The following is a 23,741-nucleotide window of genomic DNA, read 5'->3' as shown; positions in this document are numbered from 1 at the left end:
ATATCAGCCTTTCTGCTTACGATTCTTTCGTACTCTCAAGTATAAAATATCCTTTTTCCTTAGCAATAACTGTGCAATTTCCGAAAACTTCTTCAAGTTTCTTCTTAGCAGAAGGGGCACCTTGTTTTTTTTGAATTACAATTATGATTTTACCATTTTTTTGAAGATGCGTGTACGCTTCCTCCAAGATAAGATGAACCACTTTTTTCCCTGCTCTAATCGGCGGGTTAGAAATAATTACCGCATAATCATTTTTCTTAACCTGTTGATAGATATCTGATGTCTGAATGCTTACATTGATCACGTTATTTTTTTGTGCATTTTTTTGTGCAAGTGCAAGTGCAAGTTCATTTACATCAACCATATCAACATGATATTGTGGATACTTCTTGGCAATGCTTAAACCTATCGGACCATAGCCGCAACCAACATCAAGGATGTCGCCTTTGATTTGCTCATTGATTTTAAAATTTTCAATTAGTAATCTTGAACCAAAATCAACTGTCCTCTTCGAAAAAACACCATTATCAGTTACGAACGTAAAATTGTTTCCTAGTAATTCAAAATCCCATGTTTGTTCATCGTGCTTAATGTCTGGATTCTTAGAATAATAGTAATTTGTCATCAATAATGCCAACCTTCTATGATTTAGTAAACGACGCTGCGTAAACCGTCTACATTCGTGGATTTTTTTAAATACTATATCTCGTGATTTCAATCTTGTCCAAGTCTACATATAGTGCTTTAATACTTGATTATTTTCTAAGTTGCTGTATACTTAGCATACAATATATTAAGAAGGGGTGCCAACTATGAGTTTGGAAATTTTCACAAAAAATAACTGTATTCAGTGTAAAATGACGAAAAAATTTTTAAAAGAACATCAAATTGCTTTTGAAGAACACAATATTACCAAAGAACCACAATATATCGACTACCTTCAAGAAAAGGGCTTTCGCTCTGTTCCGGTGATTGAAAAAAATAGCGCCCCAATCATTAATGGTTTTCGTCCCGATCTTCTGAAAACTTTAATCGCACAGTAGAGCTTTATTTTGATGTGCTCAGCAATAATTCATTCATAAAGATTACTCTAGTTTGAGATGTTAGTGCTCTTTTTCAGCTAGATGTTTCGGATTAAAAGCATAGGCTCCTATGCAAACTAATTGATAACTTTCTTGTTCAGCAAGAAAACTTAGTACACATTATCGGAACTGGCAATCACGGCTTGGGACTTTTCGTGTCAGAGCTTGCTCAAGTGGCTGCTATGTTCCGTTAATTTATGCCTTCTATTTTTAACAATCGAGTTTTATTAATATCAACAAATCAAGAAAGTGGTGAAAAAATTGTCTCTCAAGCAAATAGATAATAATCAAGTTACTTATTATGATCTGAACAATGAAATTAATATTCCTGTGGACGGTCAAATACCTCTAAATAAAGATAAGGAAGCTCTGGAAGCATTTTTACGAGAAAATGTTGTACCTAACATGATGACTTTCCCTTCCCTTAAAGAACGCTTTAACTACCTTATCACACATGATTATCTAGAACGTGAATTTATTGAAAAATATGACTTTAGCTTTATTGAAAAGCTTTATCACTTTTTGGACAATGCACATTTTGAATTCAAAACCTTTATGGCAGCGTATAAGTTTTATGCTCAGTACGCTCTCAAAACGAATGATAATACTTTGTACTTGGAGAGTTTCATTGATCGCGTTGCAGCAAATGCCCTGTTCTTTGCAAATGGAGATGAAAATCTCGCCTTATCTCTCGCTGATGAAATAATTCATCAACGCTATCAGCCAGCGACTCCCAGCTTCCTAAATGCCGGTCGCAAGCGCCGTGGTGAACTCGTTTCTTGCTTTCTGATTCAAATAACCGATGATATGAATTCAATTGGGCGCGGCATCAATTCCGCATTGCAACTCTCTCGTATCGGAGGCGGCGTTGGTATTACACTCAGCAATCTGCGCGGTGCTGGTGCCCCTATCAAGAATATCCAAGGTGCTGCTTCAGGTGTTGTTCCCGTTATGAAACTACTTGAGGACAGTTTCTCTTATTCCAATCAGCTTGGGCAACGTCAAGGGGCAGGAGTTGTTTATCTGAACGTGTTCCACCCAGATATTGTCTCATTTTTATCTGCTAAAAAAGAGAATGCTGATGAAAAAATTCGTGTCAAAACACTTTCATTAGGTGTTCTTGTCCCAGACAAATTCTATGAGTTGGTCCGCAATAATCAAGATATGTATCTATTCGATCCATGGGGAGTTGAACGTGTCTACGGAGTTCCATTCTCTTACGTTGATATTACCAAGGAATATGATAATTTAGTAGCCGATACGCGCATTCCTAAGAAAAAAATAAGCGCTCGTGAGCTGGAAACTGAGATCAGCAAGTTGCAACAGGAATCAGGCTATCCTTATATCATCAACATTGATACTGTTAATCGTGCAAACCCAATTGACGGCAAAATAATTATGAGTAATTTATGTTCTGAAATACTTCAAGTTCAAAAGCCATCTACATTAAATAACACTCAGACTTACGACAAACTCGGTACGGATATTAGTTGTAATCTTGGCTCAACTAATATTGTCAATTTAATGGCCTCGCCGGATTTCGGAGAATCGGTTGAAACGATGGTCCGCGCTTTGACTTTTGTAACAGATCACTCTGACATTGACGTTGTTCCTTCCATTCAACATGGTAACAGACTAGCACATACCATTGGACTGGGCGCAATGGGGCTGCATGCCTTTCTTGCCAAAAATAAACTATATTATGGTTCCAAAGAATCACTTGACTTCACAAATGTTTATTTTATGTTGTTAAATTATTGGACCTTAAAAGCTTCCAACAAAATTGCTAGAGAACGGCAGGAAACCTTCGCTGGATTTGAAAAGAGTAAATACTACGATGCAGTTATTTCGACAAATATTTGCAAAATGATTTCGCCCCTAAAACATCTGAGGTTAAAGAAATCTTCAAAGAGATTTTTATACCAACAAAAGCCGACTGGGATGAACTAAAAAAAGAGGTTCATCAATATGGGTTATATCATCAAAACCGTCTGGCTGTTGCACCTAACGGCTCCATTTCGTATATTAATGACACAACAGCGAGTCTCCATCCAATCATCAATCGGATTGAAGAACGCCAAGAAAGAAAGATAGGTAAGATCTATTATCCTGCGCCTTATCTTTCCAACGAAACAATACCTTATTATCAATCGGCCTATGATACTGACATGCGCAAAATAATTGATATTTATGCTGAAGCACAGCAGCACGTAGATCAGGGCATGAGCTTAACGCTTTTCCTGCGCTCAACGATTCCTGAAGGGCTATATGAATGGAAAGATGGCCACACGGATAAGATGACAACACGTGACCTGTCAATTCTGCGAAACTACGCTTATCATAAGGGAATAAAATCTATTTACTACATCCGCACATTTACAGATGATCAAACTGAAGTGGGCGCAAACGAATGCGAAAGTTGCGTTATTTAAAAATGAGAGGCTCGGTATTTTATGGAAGATTACTATCAAGCAATTAATTGGAACGAACTTGAAGATCAGATTGACAAAGCGACTTGGGAAAAATTAACTGAACAATTCTGGCTAGATACTCGTATTCCTCTTTCCAACGACCTTTCAGACTGGCGCAAATTCACTGCCGAGAATAAGAAAGTCGTCGAGCATGTTTTTGGTGGACTCACATTATTGGACACTGTACAATCTCAGGATGGAATGGATGCATTGATGAAAGACATACGTACCCAGCACGAACGGGCTGTCTTAAACAACATTCAGTTCATGGAGTCTGTTCATGCTAAGAGTTATTCTTCTATTTTTTCAACCCTTAACACAACTAAGGAAATTGAAGCAATCTTCAAATGGACTCACAGCAATACTTATTTGCAGTACAAAGCTCAAAAAATAAATAATATCTATCATAAGGGTACGCCGCTTGAGAAAAAAGTTGCATCTGTTTTTCTAGAAACCTTTCTATTCTATTCTGGCTTTTATACTCCCCTTTACTGGCTAGGACATAATAAACTAGCAAATGTCGGTGAAATAATCAAACTTATTCTACGGGATGAATCTGTTCACGGAACATATATCGGCTACAAATTTCAAATTGGTTTTAAAAAACTGACTGATTCTGAACAAGAAAGTTTAAAAGAATGGATCTATGACTTACTTTATGATCTTTATGCTAATGAGGAAAAATATACCCATCAATTATATGATGCCGTTGGATGGTCAGACAAAGTACTAGTTTTCTTACGCTATAATGCTAACAAGGCTCTGATGAATCTTGGACTTGAACCTCTTTTTCCTGATACCGCTGATGATGTTGATCCGGTAGTTATGAATGGAATCTCAACTTCCACTTCGAACCATGATTTCTTTTCACAAGTTGGCAATGGTTACCTGCTTGGTAATGTCGAGCCAATGACAGATTCTGATTATGATTTTAAGTAATTACCAAGTACTACTTAAGCAGCATCAACTGGAGCTATCTGTGCATTAACGTAAAAGTACAAACAAAGTAGTTCAGTAAATCAAAATTGAATGAACATTTTCAATTGCAAAATATGTTTGTCTTAAATAACTAAGAGGAGCTGTGCCAAAAGTTAACTTTTGGCACAGCTCCTCTTTTTATTCCGTATAAACGTGTTCCATGAGTCAAAATTCTCCGTCTAACTCGAATTACTCATAGCAGGTCGCCACTTGCTATGTTCGTAATTTCACGTTAGCACTAAAATTACTGACTTTGTACTGTTTAATCTTAGTACGTTTTATTTTGCATTATACGAACTAACCCGTTTCAATTATTAAAGAAATTAGCAACCAAAAGTGTTCTTTTCCTTTTTTGAGTGCTCATGTTTTTCTGGTTAACAACTGAAGCTAATTGTAACATCGTTATAAGAACCGAACTTCTTTTACGATAGGCTGTATATTTAGAATGCCATTCTGTCACATATTTGTTTTTATAGGAACGCAATCCTTGAAAACCATAAAAATGATATCCATATTCGTAAATCAAATGAGCCGCACGTTCTTCAATAAAACTGTACTCAGAGCGGCCAACATTTGATAATGGAGCCATTCCCATATTAAAGTAGTCATAACCTTGTTTTTGTCCATATTCGAACAAACTAATGAAAATCTTATCCATAATGCCAGAAGGGGCTTCTTTTGAATGCCTCATCAGATCGACAGATAAGACTCGCTTTCCTCCTGTTGGCATGATACTTGCAAAAGCAACAGCACGTTGCTTAGAGTCACGAATAACGGCCATAGGTGACTGACTAAGATAGTATTCATCAAAAAAGCCTAGCGAAAACCCCTTCTCATTTTGTCCATTGAGCCAGCTGTCAGAAATTTTTTTGAATTCAGCCATCTGTTCTGCTGAAAAAGGCGGCTTTTCAAATGAAAATTGATAACCTTCCCTTTCAAATTTGTTCATCAATGCTCTTTGCGCTCTTTTTTTCTTGCCAGACAATGAAAAGTCGGCCAATTTAACGTAGCCTTCTTCACCGGTTTTGATAAAATCAAATCCGAACTCATGTAGGATCAGTGTCAATTGACTGTTTACTTCATAAAAAGTTAATTGATATCCCTCTTTATCAGCAGCACGCATTAACTGCAGGATAGCCTGTTTGAGATAAACCGGATTGCCGATCGGTTCACCCATAATAATCAGCTTATTTGCCTTTTTACGGTACATGAAGAACAATTGATCTTCACCATCTTTTTGATAAAAATAGATGTTCTTATCACGTAAAAAAGCTAAATGACTTGTTTCATTTCCCCCAAAGTTGGTAATTACCTGCTTGACTCGTTCCTCAGGAAAAACTGCTATCTTCGAAAATTTATCTTCTGCAGCCGATAAATATCTAAACATCAGCAACAAAGCAACTGCCGCAAGCACCAGCCCAACAAAACCTGATAACCAGAGCTTTTCTGATGGAAATAATAATGCATCAGGGACAGCATGATGGATTGTATACTGTGTTGAATTAATTGCGCCTACGATTGCGTACAATACAAAAACTCCCGCAAAAAGCACCCCATCAAAACAAAGTTTTCCAAATGAATATTGAAAATGATTACGGTATAATTCTTTCCGCGAAAAAACGACATTCAACATAACAAATGCCAAAAAACATGTCATTCCAATTGAAAAACTGCGCCACAAGGTATTAATGATTCCCACTGAAAGCAGAATCAGAGTCGGCCAAAATGCATGTTTAACCTTCGATTCAATACCACGTGCCATTCCAATCAGTAAAAAAGCAAAAACCATACTTGATATCTGGCTTAGAAAAAGAAAAGTATACGGATATAGCTTCACAAAAAAAGAATTGCTAAAAGCAAAGTTAGGAACTGTTGATTCAAGCAGTATCAATATTCCTGAAGTATACAAAAACACTGTCAAAACAAAGTGGGCAACTTTACTCAAAAGCGAGCGTGGAATGCCATCAAGAAAAGCATTAATTTTTCTTCCTGTATCGTGGATAAACAAAATGATCCCAACAATGAATGGAACTATGTAATAAAAGAGACGGAAAAACAAAAGCCATACAACACTAGTCTCATTCAATACACCCAAATTCGTCAATCCTACTAGCATAAAAATATCAAATGAACCCAAACCACCAGGCATCATTGAGACAATCCCTACAATTGAAGCAATAACGTAAAGCGGGAAGACATCCACTATCTGAACATTGACGCCCATGATCCAACCAATAAATAAGAAAAAGCCACCAGCTGCTCCCCATTCCAAAGTAGATCCTAAAACTAGTATGCTCTCTTTTTTCAACGTTAAATCACTGAAAAAAGAACTGTTTCTGATACGCGTCACAAACAGCAGTATTGGGAAATAAAGACCACCACCAAATAGCCAGAGCCAGTATTGTGCAAATGTTCTACCAATTCCTAAACCAAAAATACTGATTAAGGCTATCCAGCAATAAATTGAAAGGCCCGCCAGTAAAAATAGTGCAATCTTTGATAATGCAAACAGCACCTGTTTTTTTGAAGCATTTTTGCTATAAAAGTTGGCCCGCAATGTTGCACCCAAAAAACCACCAAAACCAGCAATATTAGTGAAAGTATTGGTGATCCATCCACTTTTTACAACATAAGACTTTGAAAATTTTCCCGGAAGAAAAGAGATAATCTCAAAATCATAGATCAACATTGGAATAATGGAAACAAATCCCAATCCCAACATCAAAACTACAGAAGTCACTGACTGTTCTGCTAAACTATTTTTGACTTGAAACCAGTCAATTCCCTTAAAGATTCTTCCAATTTCAAAAAAGATAAAAATTAAAATTGAGAAGAAAAATAACAGTTTAAGTATACTTAACTTTTGCTCCACAAAAGATTTAAATCTGTTTAATATTTTTAACATAAAACCCCCACTTCACGTTCAAAAACGGCTGCCATTTGTCGCTCCTCTAAGAATTAGTGCCAGCGATAACAGCAAATATTAATGTTACCATTCCTTTACCAGCTCATTATCCTTGCACCAGCTGAAAAATTCAAGCTATTATCCAGAATCTTTACTTTTGCAAAAGTTTTAATACCTTTAAAGACTAGAAAAGAAAAAGGATGATAAGTTAGAAAACCTTACCATCCTTTCAAATTACTATTCTCAAACTTGAGAATAAATTTTGAGCCTATTATACTTGACTATTTAAGAGTAACTACTCCACCAACAGCTTCAAGTTTTGTCTTAAGCTCTTCAGCTTCGTCCTTAGCAACGCCTTCCTTGATAACTGAAGGAACATTGTCAACTAAGCCCTTAGCATCTTTTAAGCCAAGCCCTGTAATCTCACGAACAGCTTTGATGGCCTTGATCTTTTGGTCACCAGATTCAGTCAATTCGACATCAAATGAATCTTTTTCTGCAGCAGCATCTCCACCAGCAGCACCGGCAGCAGCAACTGGAGCAGCAGCTGAAACACCAAATTCGTCTTCGATAGCTTTAACTAAATCGTTTAATTCAAGAATACTTGCTTCTTTTAAATCAGCAATAATTTTTTCTGTATCTAATGCCATTTTTAAAATCCTCCATTTGTAAAAAATTTTCAGTCTTTATTTTGGGACTATGCTGCATCGTCATCTTTGCTGTCAGCAACAGCTTTAACAGCATACGCAACATTGCGAACTGGTGCTTGCAATACAGAAAGTAACATTGAAAGCAATCCTTCGCGACTTGGTAATTTTGCAAGTTCGTTGATCTGTTCCAATGAAGCAACCTTGCCTTCGATCATACCACCCTTGATTTCCAAAGCTTCTGCGTCTTTGGCAAACTTGGCTAAGATACGAGCAGGTGCTACTACATCTTCCTTAGAGAAGGCAACTGCAGTAGGACCAGAGAATGTTTCATCTAACCCTTCATAACCTGCTTTGTCAGCTGCACGTTTCAGATATGTGTTTTTGATAACCCGAAGTTCAACATTTTCCTCACGTAATTGCTTACGCAATTCAGTAACTTGCTCTACAGTTAAGCCTCGATAATCAACAACGACACATGAAACAGCCTCGTTAAACTTAGCAACAACTTCTTCAACAGCTGCTGCTTTTTTTGCAATAACTTCTTTACTCAAATTGATTCACCTCCCAGTCATTGTGTCAGAACTTTGATATTTTACAATAAAAAAGCCCTACGTCCACCAAGACATAGAGAAAGTTTCTAAGTAAAAATACTTATACTCCTCGGCAGGTATTATTAAGGCGCAAGCCACCTGAGTCTTAGGTAGAATCATAATAAAAAATTGACCTTAACCAATTTAACACGTAAATCAGCTAAAGTCAATGCTTGTTTAAGAATTTAATTAAAGAGCAGTTGCATCAAGTGTTACACTTGGTCCAAATGTTGAAGCAACTGAGACATGTTTCACATACTGTCCCTTAACCGATGCAGGACGTGCTTTTACAATTACATCTTTAATTGTGTTAAAGTTCTCAACGAGTGCTTTTTCTTCAAATGAAACTTTTCCGATTGGAACATGTACATTGCCAGCTTTATCTGTCCGATATGTTACCTTACCGGCTTTAGATTCTTTAACAGCCTTTGTAACATCCATCGTAACAGTACCAGTCTTAGGGTTGGGCATCAAACCCTTAGGTCCTAAAACTCGACCTAAACGTCCCACTTGAGCCATCATGTCTGGTGTAGCAATTGCAACATCAAAATCTAACCAACCCGATTGGATACGTTCAACTAAATCATCATCACCAACAACGTCTGCACCAGCAGCTTCAGCGTCCTTAGCCTTTTGACCCTTAGCAAAAACAATAACAGTCTGTTCTTTACCAGTTCCATTTGGTAAAACAACGGCTCCACGTAATTGTTGATCAGCTTGCTTTGTATCTAAGTTCAAGTTGTAAGCAACTTCAACTGTTGCATCAAACTTAGCAAAATCGACTTTTTTAACTAAGGCAAGTGCTTCTTCAGCACCATATGCCTTACCTGCTTCAATTTGTTTTGAAGCTTCAATATATTTTTTACCCTTTTTAGCCATTTGGTTTTTTCCTCCTTGCAATATGTGGTGTAACGGATATACCTCCCACTTGACACATCTACTTTCGTGGAGTGTCCGACTGAGAAGCATTGGTGTGCAGAAGAATTAATCTTCTACAACAAAGCCCATGCTCCGTGCAGTTCCTTCAATCATGCGCATTGCAGCTTCAACATCTGCAGCGTTTAGATCTTGCATTTTTGTTTCAGCGATTTCCTTAACCTGTGCTTTTTTAACAGTAGCAACCTTGTTTGTGTTAGGTTCGCCGGAACCATGTTCTACACCAGCAGCTTTTTTCAACAAAACTGCAGCTGGCGGAGTTTTCGTTACAAATTCAAATGAACGGTCCTCGAAAACTGTGATAACAACAGGGATAAGCATTCCAGCTTGATCAGCTGTACGTGCGTTAAATTCCTTCGTGAATCCCATGATGTTGATACCCGCTTGACCTAAAGCTGGTCCAACTGGTGGTGCTGGAGTTGCCTTACCTGCAGGAATTTGCAATTTAACAACATTAATTACTTTTTTAGCCACGGTACATACCTCCTTAAAGTCCGTGCGTGGTACGGATGGTCAGTTAAATTTGACCTCCCACTACTTGTATGCAAAACATACGTTAAAAATATATCATGAACTCAAAGAAATCGCAAGTCACCTTGCCACTAAAAATTTTTTTATTTTCATGTCAATTTCATGATTTTCATGCAATTTACGATGAGTTGCTCTTTTACCCTTTATTATCAATTCACTATACACTCGTTTATCAAGCAGATAACGTAACGAACGAGCTGATGAAACAGAAACTGTCCCATCGGACTTGCCGTTGTCAATATCTCCAATAATATTTAAGAACAGAGTTTGCGTTGAAATCCTGTGACGCCATCTTTTCAATTTACGATAAATAGCAGATGGCTGCAGCGGTCCTTGAGAGGATAGAGGACTTTGTTCAATCACTTTAGAGTTTTTCCCTGGCTCGGTGTCATTGTATGGTGCTCCCAGTGTTACCAATTTTGCAACTAACGGCATCGCTTTTTCGTTCCCGTACTTAGTCAAGTAACTTAAAACAGAGACAGCCCCCATCGAATGAGCAATAATGTCGACCTTTTTGATCGCAAAATCTTGGGCTAGTTTCTGCAAAATTTTTTTCAGCCATTGCGTCTGTTTGACCACAGATGCATGATTATCGTCAAATAAAACTTGAATCATGGCTCCTGTAGCCGCAGGATCTCCTATTATTGTAATTTTGCCGCTAACACCCACTCTAACAACCGCTGATTTAACGCCCCAGCCCTTTTCCTCAAATCGTCTCATCATCAGTCCAAAAGAAAAACGGTTGCCCGCATAGCCGTGAATGAATAAAACTGGTTCTTTAAAAATAACTTTCTTGACGTCTTTTTTATGAGGACGTGCTAACAACCTGTAGCGCCGTATTATACTAAAAAAAAGACCGCATCCCAACAAAAATAACAAAGTGATGCAATGTTTATTTTTCATTTTTAAACTATCTTATCCACCTGATCATAATTAAGCTCAGTGGCAGTTTCACGTCCAAACATATCAATATCAACGCGTAATTTCATCTTCTCAGAATCGATTTCTGTAATCTTACCCACTAAACCAGAAAAGGCTCCTTCAACGATTTTAACAGATTCCCCAACTTCTACATCAAAATCCTCATGCCGCGAACTCATCCCTAGACGTCTTAAAATCAGTTCAACCTCATCACCAAGCAGTGGAGCTGGTTTACTACCTGCACCGTGTGATCCAACAAATCCGGTAACTCCAGGTGTGTTACGGGCGACATACCAAGATTGATCAGTCATCACCATCTCAACCAGAACATATCCTGGAAAGGTCTTCTTGCTTTCTACTTTATCTTTACCTGTTTTGGTCGTTTCATGCTCCTCTTCTTCAGGAACAACAACTCTGAAAATGTAATCTTCCATTCCCATTGATTGTGCCCTTGATTCAAGATTCGCTTTTACCTTATTTTCATAGCCAGAATAAGTATGCAAAACATACCAATTCTTCTCAAATGATTCAGCCACTTTTTTCCCTCCTAATTTCAAAAATCAAAATAAAAAAACCTCGAATACTCGAAGTTTCCTCAACACAGATAGTATAGCATAAAAATTAATAATATGCCCACTTAATAAAATGATCTTAAACAATACTCAAACTAGTAGTTTTATGACAGCTTGCACAGCATAATCAGCTATTGCAAAGAAAACTGCAAAAAATATTGCAGTCGTAATAACCGTTGTTGTATCCTGCACAGCCTCTTTTCTTGTTGGCCATCTGGTTTCTTTCATCGTCTTAATGACACTTCTGAAAAACTTCACTTATCACTTACCTCCGTTCAAGAAAGTTAAATTACCTTGCTATCTCGTTTCACTATGCACTGTGTGCTTATTACAATATTTGCAAAACTTCTTCACTGTTAAACGCTCAACCCTGTTTGGATTTGCGACAATTGTATAATTTCGCGAACCGCAAACAGTACAGGCTAAAGCAATCTTCTTTTGAGCCATCTTCAATACTCCTTAGTCTTTATCAGACATAACTCTATCACGCTAACTTAAAGCTTGTCAATCTCGATCATCATGTTCCAGTTCATCACGCAACTCGGCTAATCGTTTTAATTGCCGTTCATCCCATGGCAGCCTTCTAACAGAGGCTTCGTCTTGGTATTTTTGCGTCTGCTGCTTTACTTCTTTTTTCGCACGTTTAATATCTTGGTATAATTCCCATGCCGGAACCCGCATCGCACCTTGGGAAAAGATGGTCCACTGTTCCGCTTGATCACTTGTAGCTACAGTTACCTGAGTCAGACGGTTTTGTAGTTTGCCGGCCAGTGACTCAATATAACTGTCGGCTGTTTCATCTTCGGCAGTCCACACTATTTTCAGCCCATACTTATCGTAACTTTTGGCTAATCCAGGTACATACATTGCATCAAAGACTACTATTATCTGGTAACTACGCTGTTTCTTAAAATTAGACAAAATATGCAAAAGCATATCGCGTGCATCTTCAAGACGACCAGCCTTCTTCATCTTGTCTAGCTGGGGCCAATTACCGATCATATTATATGCATCAACTATAAGAATATTTTTTTTCATTCTAGTTTCCTCTTGATGTAAATCCTTGATAAATCAATAGACTAGCTGCCACACTAGCATTCAGGCTCTGAACATGTCCAACCATAGGAATCGTCAGCATCTCATCACATTCTTTCTTAAGCAATGGTGAAATTCCTTTACCCTCATTTCCTATTATTAATGCCACAGCTCCTTGTGCATTCCACTTTCGAAAATCAGTGCCATGCATGTCTGTTCCAAAAATCCAAATTCCCTTCTTCTTTAGTAATTTGACTGTCTGAACTAGATTAGTTACTCGAGCAACTGGGACGTGTTCAATCGCTCCCGTAGAAGTTTTAGCTACTGTTGAAGTCAACTGTACTGCCCGTCTCTTAGGAATTATTATTCCCTGAACACCTGCCGCGTCAGCTGTCCGTATAATTGAACCTAGATTATGTGGATCTTCAATATTATCTAAAATCAGAAAAAACGGATCTTTATTTTCAGCTTCAGTACGAGCAAGCAAGCCTTCTACTGTTTCATATTTATAAGCAGCTACAGCGACAACTACTCCTTGGTGATTTTGATTATCCGCCAGCAAGTCCAATTTACTTTTAGGAACTTTGTTAACTATAATTTTTTTCTTTCTTGCAATGGATGCAATTTCAAGTAACGCATCAGCTTTAAGCTGATCTTGAATGAAAACTTTATTTATATCTTGGTTATTCTTAAGTGTTTCAAGTGCTGGATGCCTTCCAATTACAAATTCGCTTTTTTCATCCGCATCACCACTATTTTTATTATTAAAGCTCATTTTTTCTCCTTTTCGACAGTTTCAATACACCATTCAGCCAGCCGATCGAGCCGCTCTGTTTGACCGCTCAAAAAAAGATAGCCAAAAAGTGCTTCGAATCCAGTTGATATTCGATAAGTCAACACTGATGTATTTTTCGCTGATGTGTGACTTTTCGCATTACGTCCACGACGAAAATATTCTGCCTCATGCTCCGTCATGATTTCTTTTTCATTCATTTTATCAATCAAAAAGGCTTGTGCTTTAGCAGAAACATAATGAGTCGCTCTATGGTGCAGTTTCGTCGGTTTAGTAATTCCGCTTTGCAATAAATGTTTTCTTATATAAACTTCGTAAATGGCATCACCCATATATGCCAAAGCAATCCCATTCATCTGTTCATAGGTCTGCTCTTCCATTATCTTTTCCACCTTGTTCCTTGAGGAGTATCTTCAATAGTTATTCCTTGTGATTTTAACTCATCTCTGATTTCATCGCTTCTTGCAAAATCATGATTTGCACGTGCCTCATTACGCTCCTTGATCAGCCCTTCAATCCTATCATCATGCAAAATAGGTTTCTTTAGTCTGATACCAAATACCCCCACCAATTTCTCCAATTCTGCATTCAGGGCCACAATACTACTTTGATGTACTTTAAACTGAGAACTATACACATTAGTATACTTTGCAAGTTCGTACACGACCGCTATTCCGTTCTGAGCATTGAAATCATCATCCATGGCTTTGATGAAGTCATCATGATATCCTGCTATCTTCTTTTTTAGTTCTGGTTCAATTTCAGCTTTCTCTGCATCTTTCAAGCGATAATACGCATTCTCAAAAGCTGTTTGTATTTTAGCTAGATTTGTCTGTGCCTCGTCGAGGTTAGCTTGACTGTAACGAATTGGACGCCGATACTGTGTCGTAGCCATAAAAAAGCGAATAACTTGCGGATCAACTTTCTTCAATAAATCATGAACTGTGATAAAATTACCTAGCGATTTGCTCATCTTTTCATCTTTTTCACCAATCGTCACAAAACCATTATGCAACCAATAATTGGCAAACTTTTGTCCCGTTTTTGCTTCACTTTGAGCAATCTCATTCTCATGATGTGGAAATTCAAGATCTTGTCCACCAGCATGAATATCAATCGTGTTTCCTAATATCTTAGTTGCCATCACAGAACATTCAATATGCCAACCTGGTCGTCCCTTTCCCCATGGCGAATCCCAAGAGACTTCTCCTTCTTTCGCTTTTTTCCAAAGTGCAAAATCCAAGGGGTCTTCTTTTCTTTGCGTCTCAGCAGAATTAATGCGCGCACTTGCACCCTGTTCTAATTCATCCACTGACTGACCTGAAAGCTTACCATAATTTTTAAACTTACGTGCCCTGTAGTATACATCACCTTGTGCCTCATATGCATAGTCTTTTTCAACCAAGACCCTCACAAAATCAATAATATCATCCATCATATCTACCACACGCGGATTGTGAGTTGCCCTTTCAATATTCAGCGCATCTGTATCTTCATAAAAAGCTTTGATAAATTTATCTGCTACTTGCCTAGTAGTCATCTTCAATTCGTGACCAGCACGAATGATCTTATCATCGACATCCGTAAAATTAGAAACATAATTAACTTTATATCCACGAAATTCAAAATAACGCCTAACGGTATCAAAGACAATTGCGCTTCGTGCATTGCCAATATGAATATAGTTATACACAGTAGGTCCACAGACATACATGTTCAGCGTTTTGGGTGCAAGCGGCTTAAACTCTTCTTTCTTATTTGTCAGTGTATTGTAAAGTTGAATCATTTTTTAGCCCCCTTTTTCTAATTATATATTATAAAAAGAGTCTAGGACCAATTTAAACTCATCCCAGACTCTTTTTATTATCAGCATAAATGCATAGCTAATTATTTGTCCATTTCGTCCAAAGTCTTTTTTAGATGCTCTAATGCCTTTTTACGTCCTAATAATTCAATTGAGGCAGCTAATTCTGGTCCGTGTGTTTCCCTAGTAGTTGCAATCCTAATAGGCATATACAATTTGCGTCCCCTAATACCTGTGTCTTTTTGAATGCTATAGATCGTATTTTGAATTTCAGTTGCATCAAAAATCGGCAACTTATTGACTCTTTCAGCAAACTCCCTTAAGACAGTTGGAGCACTATCATCTGCCAGTTCCTTCTTAGCAGCCTCATCAAGGACTGGTGGTTCATTAAAGAAAACATCAGCCAGTTCAACGATCTGCCCCGTATACGACATCTGTTGCTTATACATGCTGATTAATTTCCGAGCCCATTCAATCGTTTTAGAATCAGGATTCTCCGAAATACGGCCAGCTTTAATCAATTGTTTAAGTGAAGAATCAACAATATTGTCTTCCTTTGCATTTTTCACGTACTGGTTGTTAACCCATTCAAGTTTTTTACCATCAAAAGAAGCTGGTGACCGACTTAAACGTTTAGGGTCAAACATTTTAATAAGTTCTTTTCGATTGAAGATTTCCTTTTCTCCTACCGGCGACCAGCCAAGCAAAGTAATAAAATTGAACATTGCATCAGGTAGATAGCCCAATTCGCGATATTGTTCAATAAACTGTAAAACACTCTCATCGCGCTTACTTAATTTCTTACCTGTTTCTGTGTTTATAATCAGTGTCATGTGCCCAAAAACTGGTGGTTCCCAACCAAACGCCTCGTACACCACCAACTGTTTAGGCGTATTCGCAATATGATCATCTCCACGCAAAACATGCGTAATCTTCATCAAATGATCATCAACAACAACCGCAAAATTATATGTTGGCATCCCATCCCGCTTCTGAATGACAAAATCGCCGCCGATCGTATTAGACTCAAAGCTAATAGGTCCCTTGACGATATCATCAAATTTGTATGTCTGATCTTTAGGAACATGTATTCTGACAACTGGTTTCAATCCAGCAGCCTCAGCTTCATCTTGTTTAGCCTTGATTTCTTCAGGGGTCATGCCTTCATACTCGTAAACGTAACGTGGTGCCTCTCCCTGCGCTTTTTGTTCTTCTCTTTGCTTGATTAATTCCTCTTCAGTCATGTAGGACTTGTATGCTAGACCCTTGTCCAGCAATTCTTGAATAAGTGGGAGGTAAATCTCCTTACGCTCCGATTGACGGTAAGGCCCGACTTCCCCCGGCTTATCAGGGCCTTCGTCCCAATCCATTCCTAACCACTTCAGGTTTTCTAACTGACTTTTCTCACCATCAGCAATATTTCTCTTAAGATCTGTATCCTCGATCCTGATTACAAAAGTACCATTATTGTGCCGTGCAAATAAGTAGTTAAATAATGCCGTCCGAGCATTTCCAATATGGAGATGGCCTGTAGGACTTGGTGCGTAACGCACACGAATTTTTTCTTCTGCCAAGTTTAATGTCTCTTCTTTCTTTTCTGATTTAATCTGCCACGCAAAGCAGCGACCCATACTTTATTGATTTTACAATGAAAAAATAAAAAAATAAACTCTCTGCGGGTAATATTCTTAACTAATTTTTTTCTCTAAGCTCACGTCCAGAATGCGCCGGTTTAGCAAAAATCATCCTTCCTGCATCTGTTTGCAGAGCACTCGTGACGATAACTTCAAGTGGTTTATTAATATAGTAGCGTCCGTCCTCTACTACTATCATAGTCCCATCGTCAAGATAAGCTACACCTTGCTGACGCTCGGTTCCATTTTTTATAACAGTCACGTTCATTCTTTCACCGGGGACAACACGTGGTTTTAAAGCTTTAGCTAGAGCGTTCACATTTAAAACCTGCACATTTTGAAATTCGCTCACTTTATTCAGATTGTAATCATTAGTCACAATCACTGCATCAAGCAACTTCGCCAGCTTGATCAACTTGCTGTCGACCTCCTGTACATCTTCAAAATCCCCTTCATACATCTCTACAGGAACTTTTTTTTCTTCACGCAGTTTATTTAAAATATCCAATCCACGGCGGCCCCTAACTCTTTTAATGCTATCGGCTGAATCGGCTATATATTGTAGTTCGTAGAGCACAAAATTAGGTACTATCAGTGTTCCTTCTATAAAACCGGTTTTTACCAAATCATAGATTCGCCCATCTATTAAGATATTAGTGTCAAGCAGTTTTGCTCTGTGAAAATTGTCTCCCGCCTTCCTGTCTAAGACGTTAGAGTTGCTACTAGCTTGCTGTTTTTCAGTCTTACGCCTTGCAAATAAAAACTTCTTAAAATCAACAAGGTGATTTCGCCCAACAATAAAACCTAAATAGCCTAAAATAACCATCAAAACTATCGGGATGATCGTATTTAAAATAAATAATTGCGAATGCGAGAATAAAGTAGAGATCAATACCGCGATAATCAATCCAACGATGACCGACACACTAGTGGAGATAATAATATCAGGGCTTTGATGTACTAGCCGATTCTCCATCCGTTGGATAAATTTTTCAAGTGGGTCCGTAATGAATAAAGAAACCAGAAACATTACCAGCACTCCAATAACAATGTTGGTTACAAAATTATTTACCCAGATATTCCCTTCAATTCCGATAATAAGCCACAAAAAAGGCATAAAGCTGTATCCAGCTCCAACACCCAAAATAGTTAGTACAAGCCTTATCATTTTTCTTCGCATCAAATTACTCCCTTCTCTGCTTACTTAAAAACGACTCGCAAAGCTTCGCTTAAAGTAGCTACGCCCACAACTTCTATGTGTGGGGGTGGTGTCCAACCTGTTAAATTATTTTTCGGTACGATTGCTCGTTTAAAACCCAACTTAGCTGCTTCGGCGACCCGCTGTTCTACACGATTGACCCGTCTTATTTCACCGGTCAAACCTAGTTCACCAATAAAGCAATCGGACGGATTCGTTTCTAGATCACGGTAGCTTGAGGCAATACTGATTGCTATCGCCAGATCAATAGCAGGCTCATTTAACTTAACCCCGCCAGCAGCTTTCAGATATGCATCTTGGTTCTGCAGCAAAAGCCCAGCCCTTTTTTCCAAGACAGCCATAATCAAAGAAACTCGGTTATGATCCAGACCTGTTGTTGTCCGTTTAGCATTTCCAAATGCGGTTGGAGTCACTAAAGCCTGTACTTCCACAAGAATAGGTCGAGTCCCCTCCAATGAAACAACGATTGCGGAACCAGTCGCACCTCTTAGCCGCTCCTCCAAAAAGATCTCGGATGGATTAGCAACCTCTGCCAACCCGCCTTCTTTCATCTCAAAAATTCCTATCTCATTTGTAGATCCAAAGCGGTTTTTGACGGCACGCAAAATACGATACGTATGGTGCAAATCACCTTCAAAATAGAGAACCGTATCGACCATATGTTCCAGTATTTTGGGGCCAGCGATTGCTCCACCCTTAGTAACATGCCCAACAATAAAAATAGAGACACCGTTTGTCTTAGCTATCTGCAATAGTTCTGCAGTAACTTCCCTTATCTGGGAGACACTGCCAATAGCTGAAGACATATCTGCCTCCTGCATGGTTTGAACCGAATCTATCACCACAAAATCAGGCTTCATCTTATCAATATACTGGTGAATACTTGCCATATCCGTTTCAGGATACAAATAGAAATCTTTTCCACCGATATTGAGGCGCTCAGCTCTTAATTTAATCTGAATCGCACTCTCTTCACCCGAAACGTATAAAACTTTGTTCCCTGTGGCTGCAAGTTGCCCCGATACCTGTAGCAGTAAGGTAGACTTGCCAATTCCAGGATCACCACCAATCAAAACTAATGAGCCTGGGACCACTCCACCACCTAGAACACGATTCAGCTCGTTAAGCTGTGTCTTAACACGGGGACTCTCTTCGGTGTTAACACTGTCTAACAGCTGTGGTTTGACACGTGAACCATCAAAGCTAACGCGTGCAGCCTTTTTTGAAGTGGTCTGCGGTTGTTTTAATTCTTCTGTCAAGGTATTCCAAGAACCGCAATTAGGGCAACGTCCCAGATAGCGTGGGGAAGAATAACCACAATTTTGACAGACATATTGCGTTTTTACTTTTGCCAATCTATGTTCTCCCTTCAAGTACGGCTATCTAGAATGATAGTAGCACAAGTATTTGAATAATTTAAAAACTACATGATTCTTTAAGAAATTTTATTTTCCAGATGAACCGAATCCACCCTCACGCTGTGCCAATGGTTCTTTCTCATTCTCTGCCAATAGAAAAGGCATAAATATTCCCTGTCCAATTCTTTCGCCTTTTTTAATCACAAGATCCTTTAACCCGAAATTTAAGAGTTGGAAAAAAATTTCTCCTTCATTGCTCTCGTTGTCGTAGTAGTCAGCATCAACGATTCCTACACCATTAGGTAGAATCAGACTGCGTTTTAGGGGATTGCTCGAACGATTAGCTAATAAAAGAAACTCATTTGATTGCATGTAGGCCTTAATTCCAGTGGGTACAAGAAATGGTCGCAATTCTTCTTGTGCTTCCACATAATCAGCAGCAGTCAGCTTCTTCTGGTGGAACCTACTCCAAAGTATTTTAACAAAGTTCTTTTTCCAAACACTAGGTACAATAAAATCTTCTGCCGCGCAAAAATCATAACCGGCAGCATTTTTAGTTGCCCTTTTTGGAAGAATAATTTTTTCTCCAGAATATTTACTAACTACCTCAAACCCTCGTATCACAATTATCACTCTCATTTCTCTAATTACTATTATTCTAATTCTACCATCAAAATTGCCCCAGATATACCGCAAACTATCGAATAAATCAGGGCTATGCTATAATTTAGTAAAAAATGAGGTGATGAAAATGCGTTCGGAATGGACAAGTAATTCATTTAATTACTACATGGAAGATGCAACAGACCCCTGTGCGCACATTGGATTCAAACTGATCGATGACAACCAGACATATGTTGTTGAGCACACACTGGTTCCTCCAGAATATCGCGGTCGTGGTCTAGCTGGCAAGATCACTGCTGATTTTTTGCAACAGGTGCGCATTAAGGGTTCCAAGGTACTGCCACTTTGCCCTTTTACGCGCAGCTTTTTTGAACACCATCCTGAATATAGTGATCTATTAACTTCCCAAAATAAAGATGCATGAAGGTGAAAATAATGAGTCAAGATGAACTAAAAAAGTTAGTTGGTGAAGAAGCCGCGACTTGGGTCAATGATGGTATGACAGTTGGTCTAGGTACAGGTTCAACCGTCAAATTTATGGTTGATGCACTCGCAAGACGTGTTCAAGAAGAGCAGCTTAATATAACAGGCGTCGTAACCTCAACCGTAACCGCTAAACAAGCATCAGCTTTAAATATTCCACTCAAATCCGTTGATGAAGTTGACAATATAGACCTGACTATTGATGGTGCAGACGAGATCAGTGCTGATTTTCAAGGAATTAAAGGCGGTGGTGCAGCTCTTTTATTTGAAAAAATTGTAGCCGTAAATTCACGCCGAAACCTTTGGATTGTTGACCAGAGTAAACTTTCAGATAAGCTTGGTTCTTTCCCACTGCCGGTTGAAGTTATTCCCTATGGCAGTAAGAAATTGTTTTCTATTTTTTCTAAAAGAGGATATGCACCGACATTTCGCTTAGACAATAATGGTCAATTGAAACATACCGATTCTGGGAACTTGATAATTGACCTTCATCTGAAAATGATCGAACATCCGCATGATCTGGCTGCTGAACTGTCCGCACAGGTTGGCGTCGTTGAACACGGACTCTTTTTAGATTTAGTTAATACGGTTATCGTCGGATACCCTGATGGTCCAAAAATTTTAGAAGCTCGCTAGTTCCACCTGAAACAACAGTGTAATACAGTTTACGCGTAGTCTTATTTAGCATATAATATTGTTATTGTAAAAAAGGGAGAGTGACTTTGTTGACTAAAGCTATTGATGCAACACAACTAGCTAAATTCAAAAAATCATTAGAAAAGCGTCAAGATTATGCAGTGATTGAGCGCGCTGTAACAAAAAATGGTATCTTAGCAACTACTGCAGATTATCATTCTGAAGTTAAGATGAACCCGGTTTTTTCAATCGATTTGGATACGGGCGACGTTGCAAATCAGAAGCAGTCTGGGCGTTGCTGGATGTTTGCTGCATTAAATACAATGCGCCACGATATCAAAAATAAATTCAATGTTCCTAAAGACTTTGAGTTATCTCAAAATTACACATACTTCTGGGATAAGCTTGAAAAAGCAAACTATTTCTACGAAAACGTCCTTAAGACTGCATCGTTGCCAACTTCTGACCGTAAAGTCAGCTGGTTGATGACAACACCACAGCAAGATGGAGGCCAGTGGGATATGATCGTGGCTATCATCCAAAAATATGGTGTCGTGCCGCAGTCCGTAATGCCTGAAACTTATAATTCTTCAAAATCTAACGAATTCAACAGTACTTTTAATCTAAAACTACGCAAAGATGCAGTCAAACTTCGTAAGTTAGTTGCCACAGAAGCATCTGCTGCACAAATCGATGAAACAAAGGCCCAAATGCTTGATGAATCCTATCGAATGTTAGCCTACAGTTTTGGCGAACCGCCGACCAAGTTTGATTTTGCTTACCGCGATACTGATAAGAAATATCACCTTGATCGTAACTTGACACCTCAATCTTTCTTCGAGAAGTATGTCGGCTGGAATCTTGACGATTATGTATCAATCATCAATGGGCCTACGGCAGACAAGCCTTATAATCACATGTACACCGTTGAGATGCTTGGAAACGTCGTTGATGGGCGGCAAGTACGCCATCTAAATGTCAATATGGAGACATTCCGCCAAGTTGCCATTGCGCAATTAAAGGCTGGTGAAAGTGTATGGTTCGGCTGCGATGTCGGACAGGAATCTGATCGTCAAAAAGGTATTATGGATACTGCTCTTTACCATAAAAACGACTTGTTTGATGTTGATCTCACCATGTCTAAAGCTGATCGCCTTGATTACAGTGAAAGTTTGATGACACATGCAATGGTACTAACAGGAGTTGATTTAGTTGATAACAAACCTACCAAATGGAAAGTTGAAAATTCATGGGGTAAAAAAGTCGGTACTAATGGTTTCTTCGTTATGAGCAACGATTGGATGAATGAGTTCTGTTATCAAGTCGTCGTAAATAAAAAATATCTTTCTGCGGATCTACAAAAAGTCTTAAAAGAAGATCCTAAAGTGCTTGCTCCATGGGATCCAATGGGTTCTCTTGCTTAATTAATGCACTGCTTCTTATTAACAGTTTCCAAAAAGAACCTTCTGCTAATATTTACTGAAATTTAGCAAAAGGTTCTTTTTTTGTCTATTTTACGTAGAAAATATCGATTCACTTAGAGTGTCTTCTTAGTAACAATCCTTAATTTATGATCTAGTTCATAAATAATTGGCACTGCATTAGCAACCTCTACTCCATCAATCTCTTCATCGCTGATACCCTCAATATACTTAATCAAAGCGCGTAGTGTGCTGCCATGTGCAACAATCAATTGGTTTTTGCCATGCAGTAACTGTGGGGCAATATTATCAAGCCAGTAAGGTACAATCCGTCTTGAAGCCATTTTTAGGCTTTCTCCCAATGGAATAATGGTGCTCGGATATCTATTGTAGCGTCGCTCAAAATCAGGCTATCCATCAGCGGAGGAATGGCATCGTAACTGCGCCGCCACAAGGCAACTTGATGTTTTCCGTATAATTGACGCGAAAATTCTTTATTAACACCACGCAATGCTCCATAATGACGCTCATTTAAGCGCCAACTCTTTCGCATTGGGATACTTGACTGCCTGATCATCTCTAAAACGATATCAGCTGTTTTGATTGCACGTACCAAAGATGAAGTATGGGCGGCTGAAAACCATATTTTTTCATTATTAAGAAGCTTGCCAGCCTTTACAGCTTGCCGCATTCCTTCTTTAGTTAACAATGAATCTGTCCACCCCGTATAGGTGTTAGTCTGATTAGCCTGACTTTGACCATGACGCAATAATACTAATTTAACCAAGTCGCTCGACCTTTCTTTTATAAGGTTTACTAGTTATCATACCAAATTTTAGATCATCATAAAAGCAACAATCAGCCGACACAAACAAAAAGCCACTGCATGTATTGCAAAAATATGCATCCAATTGACACACAGATCGTCATTTAAAATACCATAATGCTGGCGATGCAAATAAAAAAACAGGGAATAGATCAAAAATGATGCTTTGACCAAAACTCCTGTTTTCATCTTGTATTATCTAAATCGATGTTAACGTACTTCTGATAATTTGTCTTTTCTTCTTATATGTACATTGCTCATGTTTAAAAGCT

General features: G+C 38.5%; 23 protein-coding genes, 2 pseudogenes and 1 other annotated feature. Of the genes and pseudogenes, 6 read left to right on the top strand and 19 right to left on the bottom strand.

What is annotated here, in order from left to right:
• Positions 1–16 precede the first annotated feature (16 nt).
• Positions 17–625, bottom strand: coding sequence for a class I SAM-dependent methyltransferase (locus tag JCM15457_RS03410; RefSeq protein ID WP_034988317.1), 609 nt, complete (start codon positions 623–625; stop codon positions 17–19).
• 187 nt (positions 626–812) lie between these two features.
• Here JCM15457_RS03410 and nrdH point away from each other — a divergent pair, with 187 nt between their 5' ends.
• The 3 genes and pseudogenes from nrdH to nrdF all read left to right on the top strand — a co-directional run bounded on the left by nrdH (position 813) and on the right by nrdF (position 4,492).
• On the top strand, positions 813–1,043 hold the full coding sequence (gene nrdH, locus JCM15457_RS03405) for a glutaredoxin-like protein NrdH (RefSeq protein WP_034987685.1): 231 nt from the start codon (positions 813–815) through the stop codon (positions 1,041–1,043).
• 300 nt (positions 1,044–1,343) lie between these two features.
• A pseudogene (gene nrdE / locus JCM15457_RS03400) lies at positions 1,344–3,514 on the top strand (class 1b ribonucleoside-diphosphate reductase subunit alpha).
• A 21-nt stretch (positions 3,515–3,535) separates the two neighbouring features.
• On the top strand, positions 3,536–4,492 hold the full coding sequence (gene nrdF / locus JCM15457_RS03395; protein WP_034987683.1) for a class 1b ribonucleoside-diphosphate reductase subunit beta: 957 nt from the start codon (positions 3,536–3,538) through the stop codon (positions 4,490–4,492).
• 346 nt (positions 4,493–4,838) lie between these two features.
• Here the strand turns inward: nrdF and mprF are convergent, their stop codons facing one another.
• The 17 genes from mprF to JCM15457_RS03310 form a co-directional block, all read right to left on the bottom strand.
• Positions 4,839–7,436: a bifunctional lysylphosphatidylglycerol flippase/synthetase MprF gene (mprF, locus tag JCM15457_RS03390; protein WP_034987681.1), complete on the bottom strand. Its 2,598-nt coding sequence runs from the start codon at positions 7,434–7,436 to the stop codon at positions 4,839–4,841.
• A gap of 281 nt (positions 7,437–7,717) precedes the next feature.
• Complete coding sequence (gene rplL, locus JCM15457_RS03385) at positions 7,718–8,086, bottom strand: 50S ribosomal protein L7/L12 (RefSeq protein ID WP_034987679.1); 369 nt, start codon at positions 8,084–8,086, stop codon at positions 7,718–7,720.
• A 47-nt stretch (positions 8,087–8,133) separates the two neighbouring features.
• Entirely contained in the window at positions 8,134–8,637 is a 504-nt protein-coding gene (gene rplJ / locus JCM15457_RS03380) for a 50S ribosomal protein L10 (RefSeq protein ID WP_034987675.1), read from the bottom strand.
• Between the two features lie 39 nt (positions 8,638–8,676).
• Positions 8,677–8,805, bottom strand: a sequence feature (ribosomal protein L10 leader region).
• Positions 8,806–8,865: 60 nt separating this feature from the next.
• A complete protein-coding gene (gene rplA, locus JCM15457_RS03375) occupies positions 8,866–9,555 on the bottom strand; it encodes a 50S ribosomal protein L1 (RefSeq protein WP_034987672.1) in 690 nt (229 codons plus the stop codon).
• A 105-nt stretch (positions 9,556–9,660) separates the two neighbouring features.
• On the bottom strand, positions 9,661–10,086 hold the full coding sequence (rplK, locus tag JCM15457_RS03370; RefSeq protein WP_034987669.1) for a 50S ribosomal protein L11: 426 nt from the start codon (positions 10,084–10,086) through the stop codon (positions 9,661–9,663).
• Positions 10,087–10,203: 117 nt separating this feature from the next.
• Positions 10,204–11,046, bottom strand: coding sequence for an alpha/beta hydrolase (locus JCM15457_RS03365; RefSeq protein ID WP_051993275.1), 843 nt, complete (start codon positions 11,044–11,046; stop codon positions 10,204–10,206).
• Positions 11,047–11,048: 2 nt separating this feature from the next.
• Entirely contained in the window at positions 11,049–11,600 is a 552-nt protein-coding gene (gene nusG / locus JCM15457_RS03360) for a transcription termination/antitermination protein NusG (protein WP_034987667.1), read from the bottom strand.
• Positions 11,601–11,726: 126 nt separating this feature from the next.
• Positions 11,727–11,894, bottom strand: a complete 168-nt coding sequence (secE, locus tag JCM15457_RS03355) for a preprotein translocase subunit SecE (protein ID WP_034987666.1) — start codon at positions 11,892–11,894, stop codon at positions 11,727–11,729.
• A 39-nt stretch (positions 11,895–11,933) separates the two neighbouring features.
• On the bottom strand, positions 11,934–12,083 hold the full coding sequence (gene rpmG, locus JCM15457_RS03350; protein WP_034987664.1) for a 50S ribosomal protein L33: 150 nt from the start codon (positions 12,081–12,083) through the stop codon (positions 11,934–11,936).
• A gap of 57 nt (positions 12,084–12,140) precedes the next feature.
• Positions 12,141–12,674, bottom strand: coding sequence for an NYN domain-containing protein (locus JCM15457_RS03345; protein WP_034987663.1), 534 nt, complete (start codon positions 12,672–12,674; stop codon positions 12,141–12,143).
• 1 nt (position 12,675) lies between these two features.
• A complete protein-coding gene (gene rlmB / locus JCM15457_RS03340; protein WP_051993274.1) occupies positions 12,676–13,446 on the bottom strand; it encodes a 23S rRNA (guanosine(2251)-2'-O)-methyltransferase RlmB in 771 nt (256 codons plus the stop codon).
• Entirely contained in the window at positions 13,443–13,844 is a 402-nt protein-coding gene (locus JCM15457_RS03335) for a Mini-ribonuclease 3 (protein WP_034987661.1), read from the bottom strand. Before JCM15457_RS03335 ends, rlmB begins: the two co-directional genes overlap by 4 nt.
• The gene (gene cysS / locus JCM15457_RS03330; protein ID WP_034987659.1) at positions 13,844–15,250 is read right to left on the bottom strand and encodes a cysteine--tRNA ligase; all 1,407 of its coding nucleotides are present in this window, start codon (positions 15,248–15,250) and stop codon (positions 13,844–13,846) included. The genes JCM15457_RS03335 and cysS overlap by 1 nt, the downstream gene beginning before the upstream one ends.
• Before the next feature lie 101 nt (positions 15,251–15,351).
• Positions 15,352–16,842: a glutamate--tRNA ligase gene (gene gltX, locus JCM15457_RS03325; RefSeq protein WP_034987658.1), complete on the bottom strand. Its 1,491-nt coding sequence runs from the start codon at positions 16,840–16,842 to the stop codon at positions 15,352–15,354.
• Between the two features lie 118 nt (positions 16,843–16,960).
• Positions 16,961–18,082: a PIN/TRAM domain-containing protein gene (locus JCM15457_RS03320; protein ID WP_034987656.1), complete on the bottom strand. Its 1,122-nt coding sequence runs from the start codon at positions 18,080–18,082 to the stop codon at positions 16,961–16,963.
• Positions 18,083–18,102: 20 nt separating this feature from the next.
• A complete protein-coding gene (gene radA / locus JCM15457_RS03315) occupies positions 18,103–19,476 on the bottom strand; it encodes a DNA repair protein RadA (RefSeq protein ID WP_034987653.1) in 1,374 nt (457 codons plus the stop codon).
• Between the two features lie 90 nt (positions 19,477–19,566).
• On the bottom strand, positions 19,567–20,103 hold the full coding sequence (locus JCM15457_RS03310) for a dCTP deaminase/dUTPase family protein (protein WP_034988314.1): 537 nt from the start codon (positions 20,101–20,103) through the stop codon (positions 19,567–19,569).
• 127 nt (positions 20,104–20,230) lie between these two features.
• Between JCM15457_RS03310 and JCM15457_RS03305 the strand changes: the two genes are divergently transcribed.
• The 3 genes from JCM15457_RS03305 to JCM15457_RS03295 all read left to right on the top strand — a co-directional run bounded on the left by JCM15457_RS03305 (position 20,231) and on the right by JCM15457_RS03295 (position 22,646).
• A complete protein-coding gene (locus tag JCM15457_RS03305) occupies positions 20,231–20,527 on the top strand; it encodes a GNAT family N-acetyltransferase (RefSeq protein ID WP_034987651.1) in 297 nt (98 codons plus the stop codon).
• Between the two features lie 11 nt (positions 20,528–20,538).
• Entirely contained in the window at positions 20,539–21,222 is a 684-nt protein-coding gene (rpiA, locus tag JCM15457_RS03300) for a ribose-5-phosphate isomerase RpiA (protein WP_034987649.1), read from the top strand.
• An 89-nt stretch (positions 21,223–21,311) separates the two neighbouring features.
• Positions 21,312–22,646 carry a C1 family peptidase gene (locus tag JCM15457_RS03295; RefSeq protein ID WP_034988313.1) on the top strand — a complete coding sequence of 445 codons (1,335 nt, stop codon included), beginning with the start codon at positions 21,312–21,314 and terminating at the stop codon, positions 22,644–22,646.
• Between the two features lie 113 nt (positions 22,647–22,759).
• Here JCM15457_RS03295 and JCM15457_RS03290 read toward each other — a convergent pair.
• Positions 22,760–23,430: pseudogene (locus JCM15457_RS03290) on the bottom strand (2,3-bisphosphoglycerate-dependent phosphoglycerate mutase).
• Positions 23,431–23,741 lie beyond the last annotated feature (311 nt).

Origin of the sequence: Liquorilactobacillus sucicola DSM 21376 = JCM 15457 (genome assembly GCF_000612445.1) — a bacterium.
In the GTDB taxonomy this organism is placed as follows: Bacteria; Bacillota; Bacilli; order Lactobacillales; family Lactobacillaceae; genus Liquorilactobacillus; species Liquorilactobacillus sucicola.
Note: the sequence above shows the minus strand (reverse complement) of the source record. Positions and strands in the feature narration are given on the sequence as shown.

Bases quoted from the DNA above. Each gene is read 5' to 3' on its own strand.
- JCM15457_RS03305 (WP_034987651.1), top strand. From the start codon at position 20,231: ATGCGTTCGGAATGGACAAGTAATTCATTTAATTACTACATGGAAGAT.
- cysS (WP_034987659.1), bottom strand. From the start codon at position 15,250: ATGATTCAACTTTACAATACACTGACAAATAAGAAAGAAGAGTTTAAG.
- JCM15457_RS03345 (WP_034987663.1), bottom strand. From the start codon at position 12,674: ATGAAAAAAAATATTCTTATAGTTGATGCATATAATATGATCGGTAAT.
- rpmG (WP_034987664.1), bottom strand. From the start codon at position 12,083: ATGGCTCAAAAGAAGATTGCTTTAGCCTGTACTGTTTGCGGTTCGCGA.
- rplA (WP_034987672.1), bottom strand. From the start codon at position 9,555: ATGGCTAAAAAGGGTAAAAAATATATTGAAGCTTCAAAACAAATTGAA.
- rpiA (WP_034987649.1), top strand. From the start codon at position 20,539: ATGAGTCAAGATGAACTAAAAAAGTTAGTTGGTGAAGAAGCCGCGACT.
- rplL (WP_034987679.1), bottom strand. From the start codon at position 8,086: ATGGCATTAGATACAGAAAAAATTATTGCTGATTTAAAAGAAGCAAGT.
- rlmB (WP_051993274.1), bottom strand. From the start codon at position 13,446: ATGAGCTTTAATAATAAAAATAGTGGTGATGCGGATGAAAAAAGCGAA.
- nrdH (WP_034987685.1), top strand. From the start codon at position 813: ATGAGTTTGGAAATTTTCACAAAAAATAACTGTATTCAGTGTAAAATG.
- JCM15457_RS03335 (WP_034987661.1), bottom strand. From the start codon at position 13,844: ATGGAAGAGCAGACCTATGAACAGATGAATGGGATTGCTTTGGCATAT.
- nrdF (WP_034987683.1), top strand. From the start codon at position 3,536: ATGGAAGATTACTATCAAGCAATTAATTGGAACGAACTTGAAGATCAG.
- mprF (WP_034987681.1), bottom strand. From the start codon at position 7,436: ATGTTAAAAATATTAAACAGATTTAAATCTTTTGTGGAGCAAAAGTTA.
- JCM15457_RS03320 (WP_034987656.1), bottom strand. From the start codon at position 18,082: ATGCGAAGAAAAATGATAAGGCTTGTACTAACTATTTTGGGTGTTGGA.
- JCM15457_RS03365 (WP_051993275.1), bottom strand. From the start codon at position 11,046: ATGAAAAATAAACATTGCATCACTTTGTTATTTTTGTTGGGATGCGGT.
- JCM15457_RS03410 (WP_034988317.1), bottom strand. From the start codon at position 625: ATGACAAATTACTATTATTCTAAGAATCCAGACATTAAGCACGATGAA.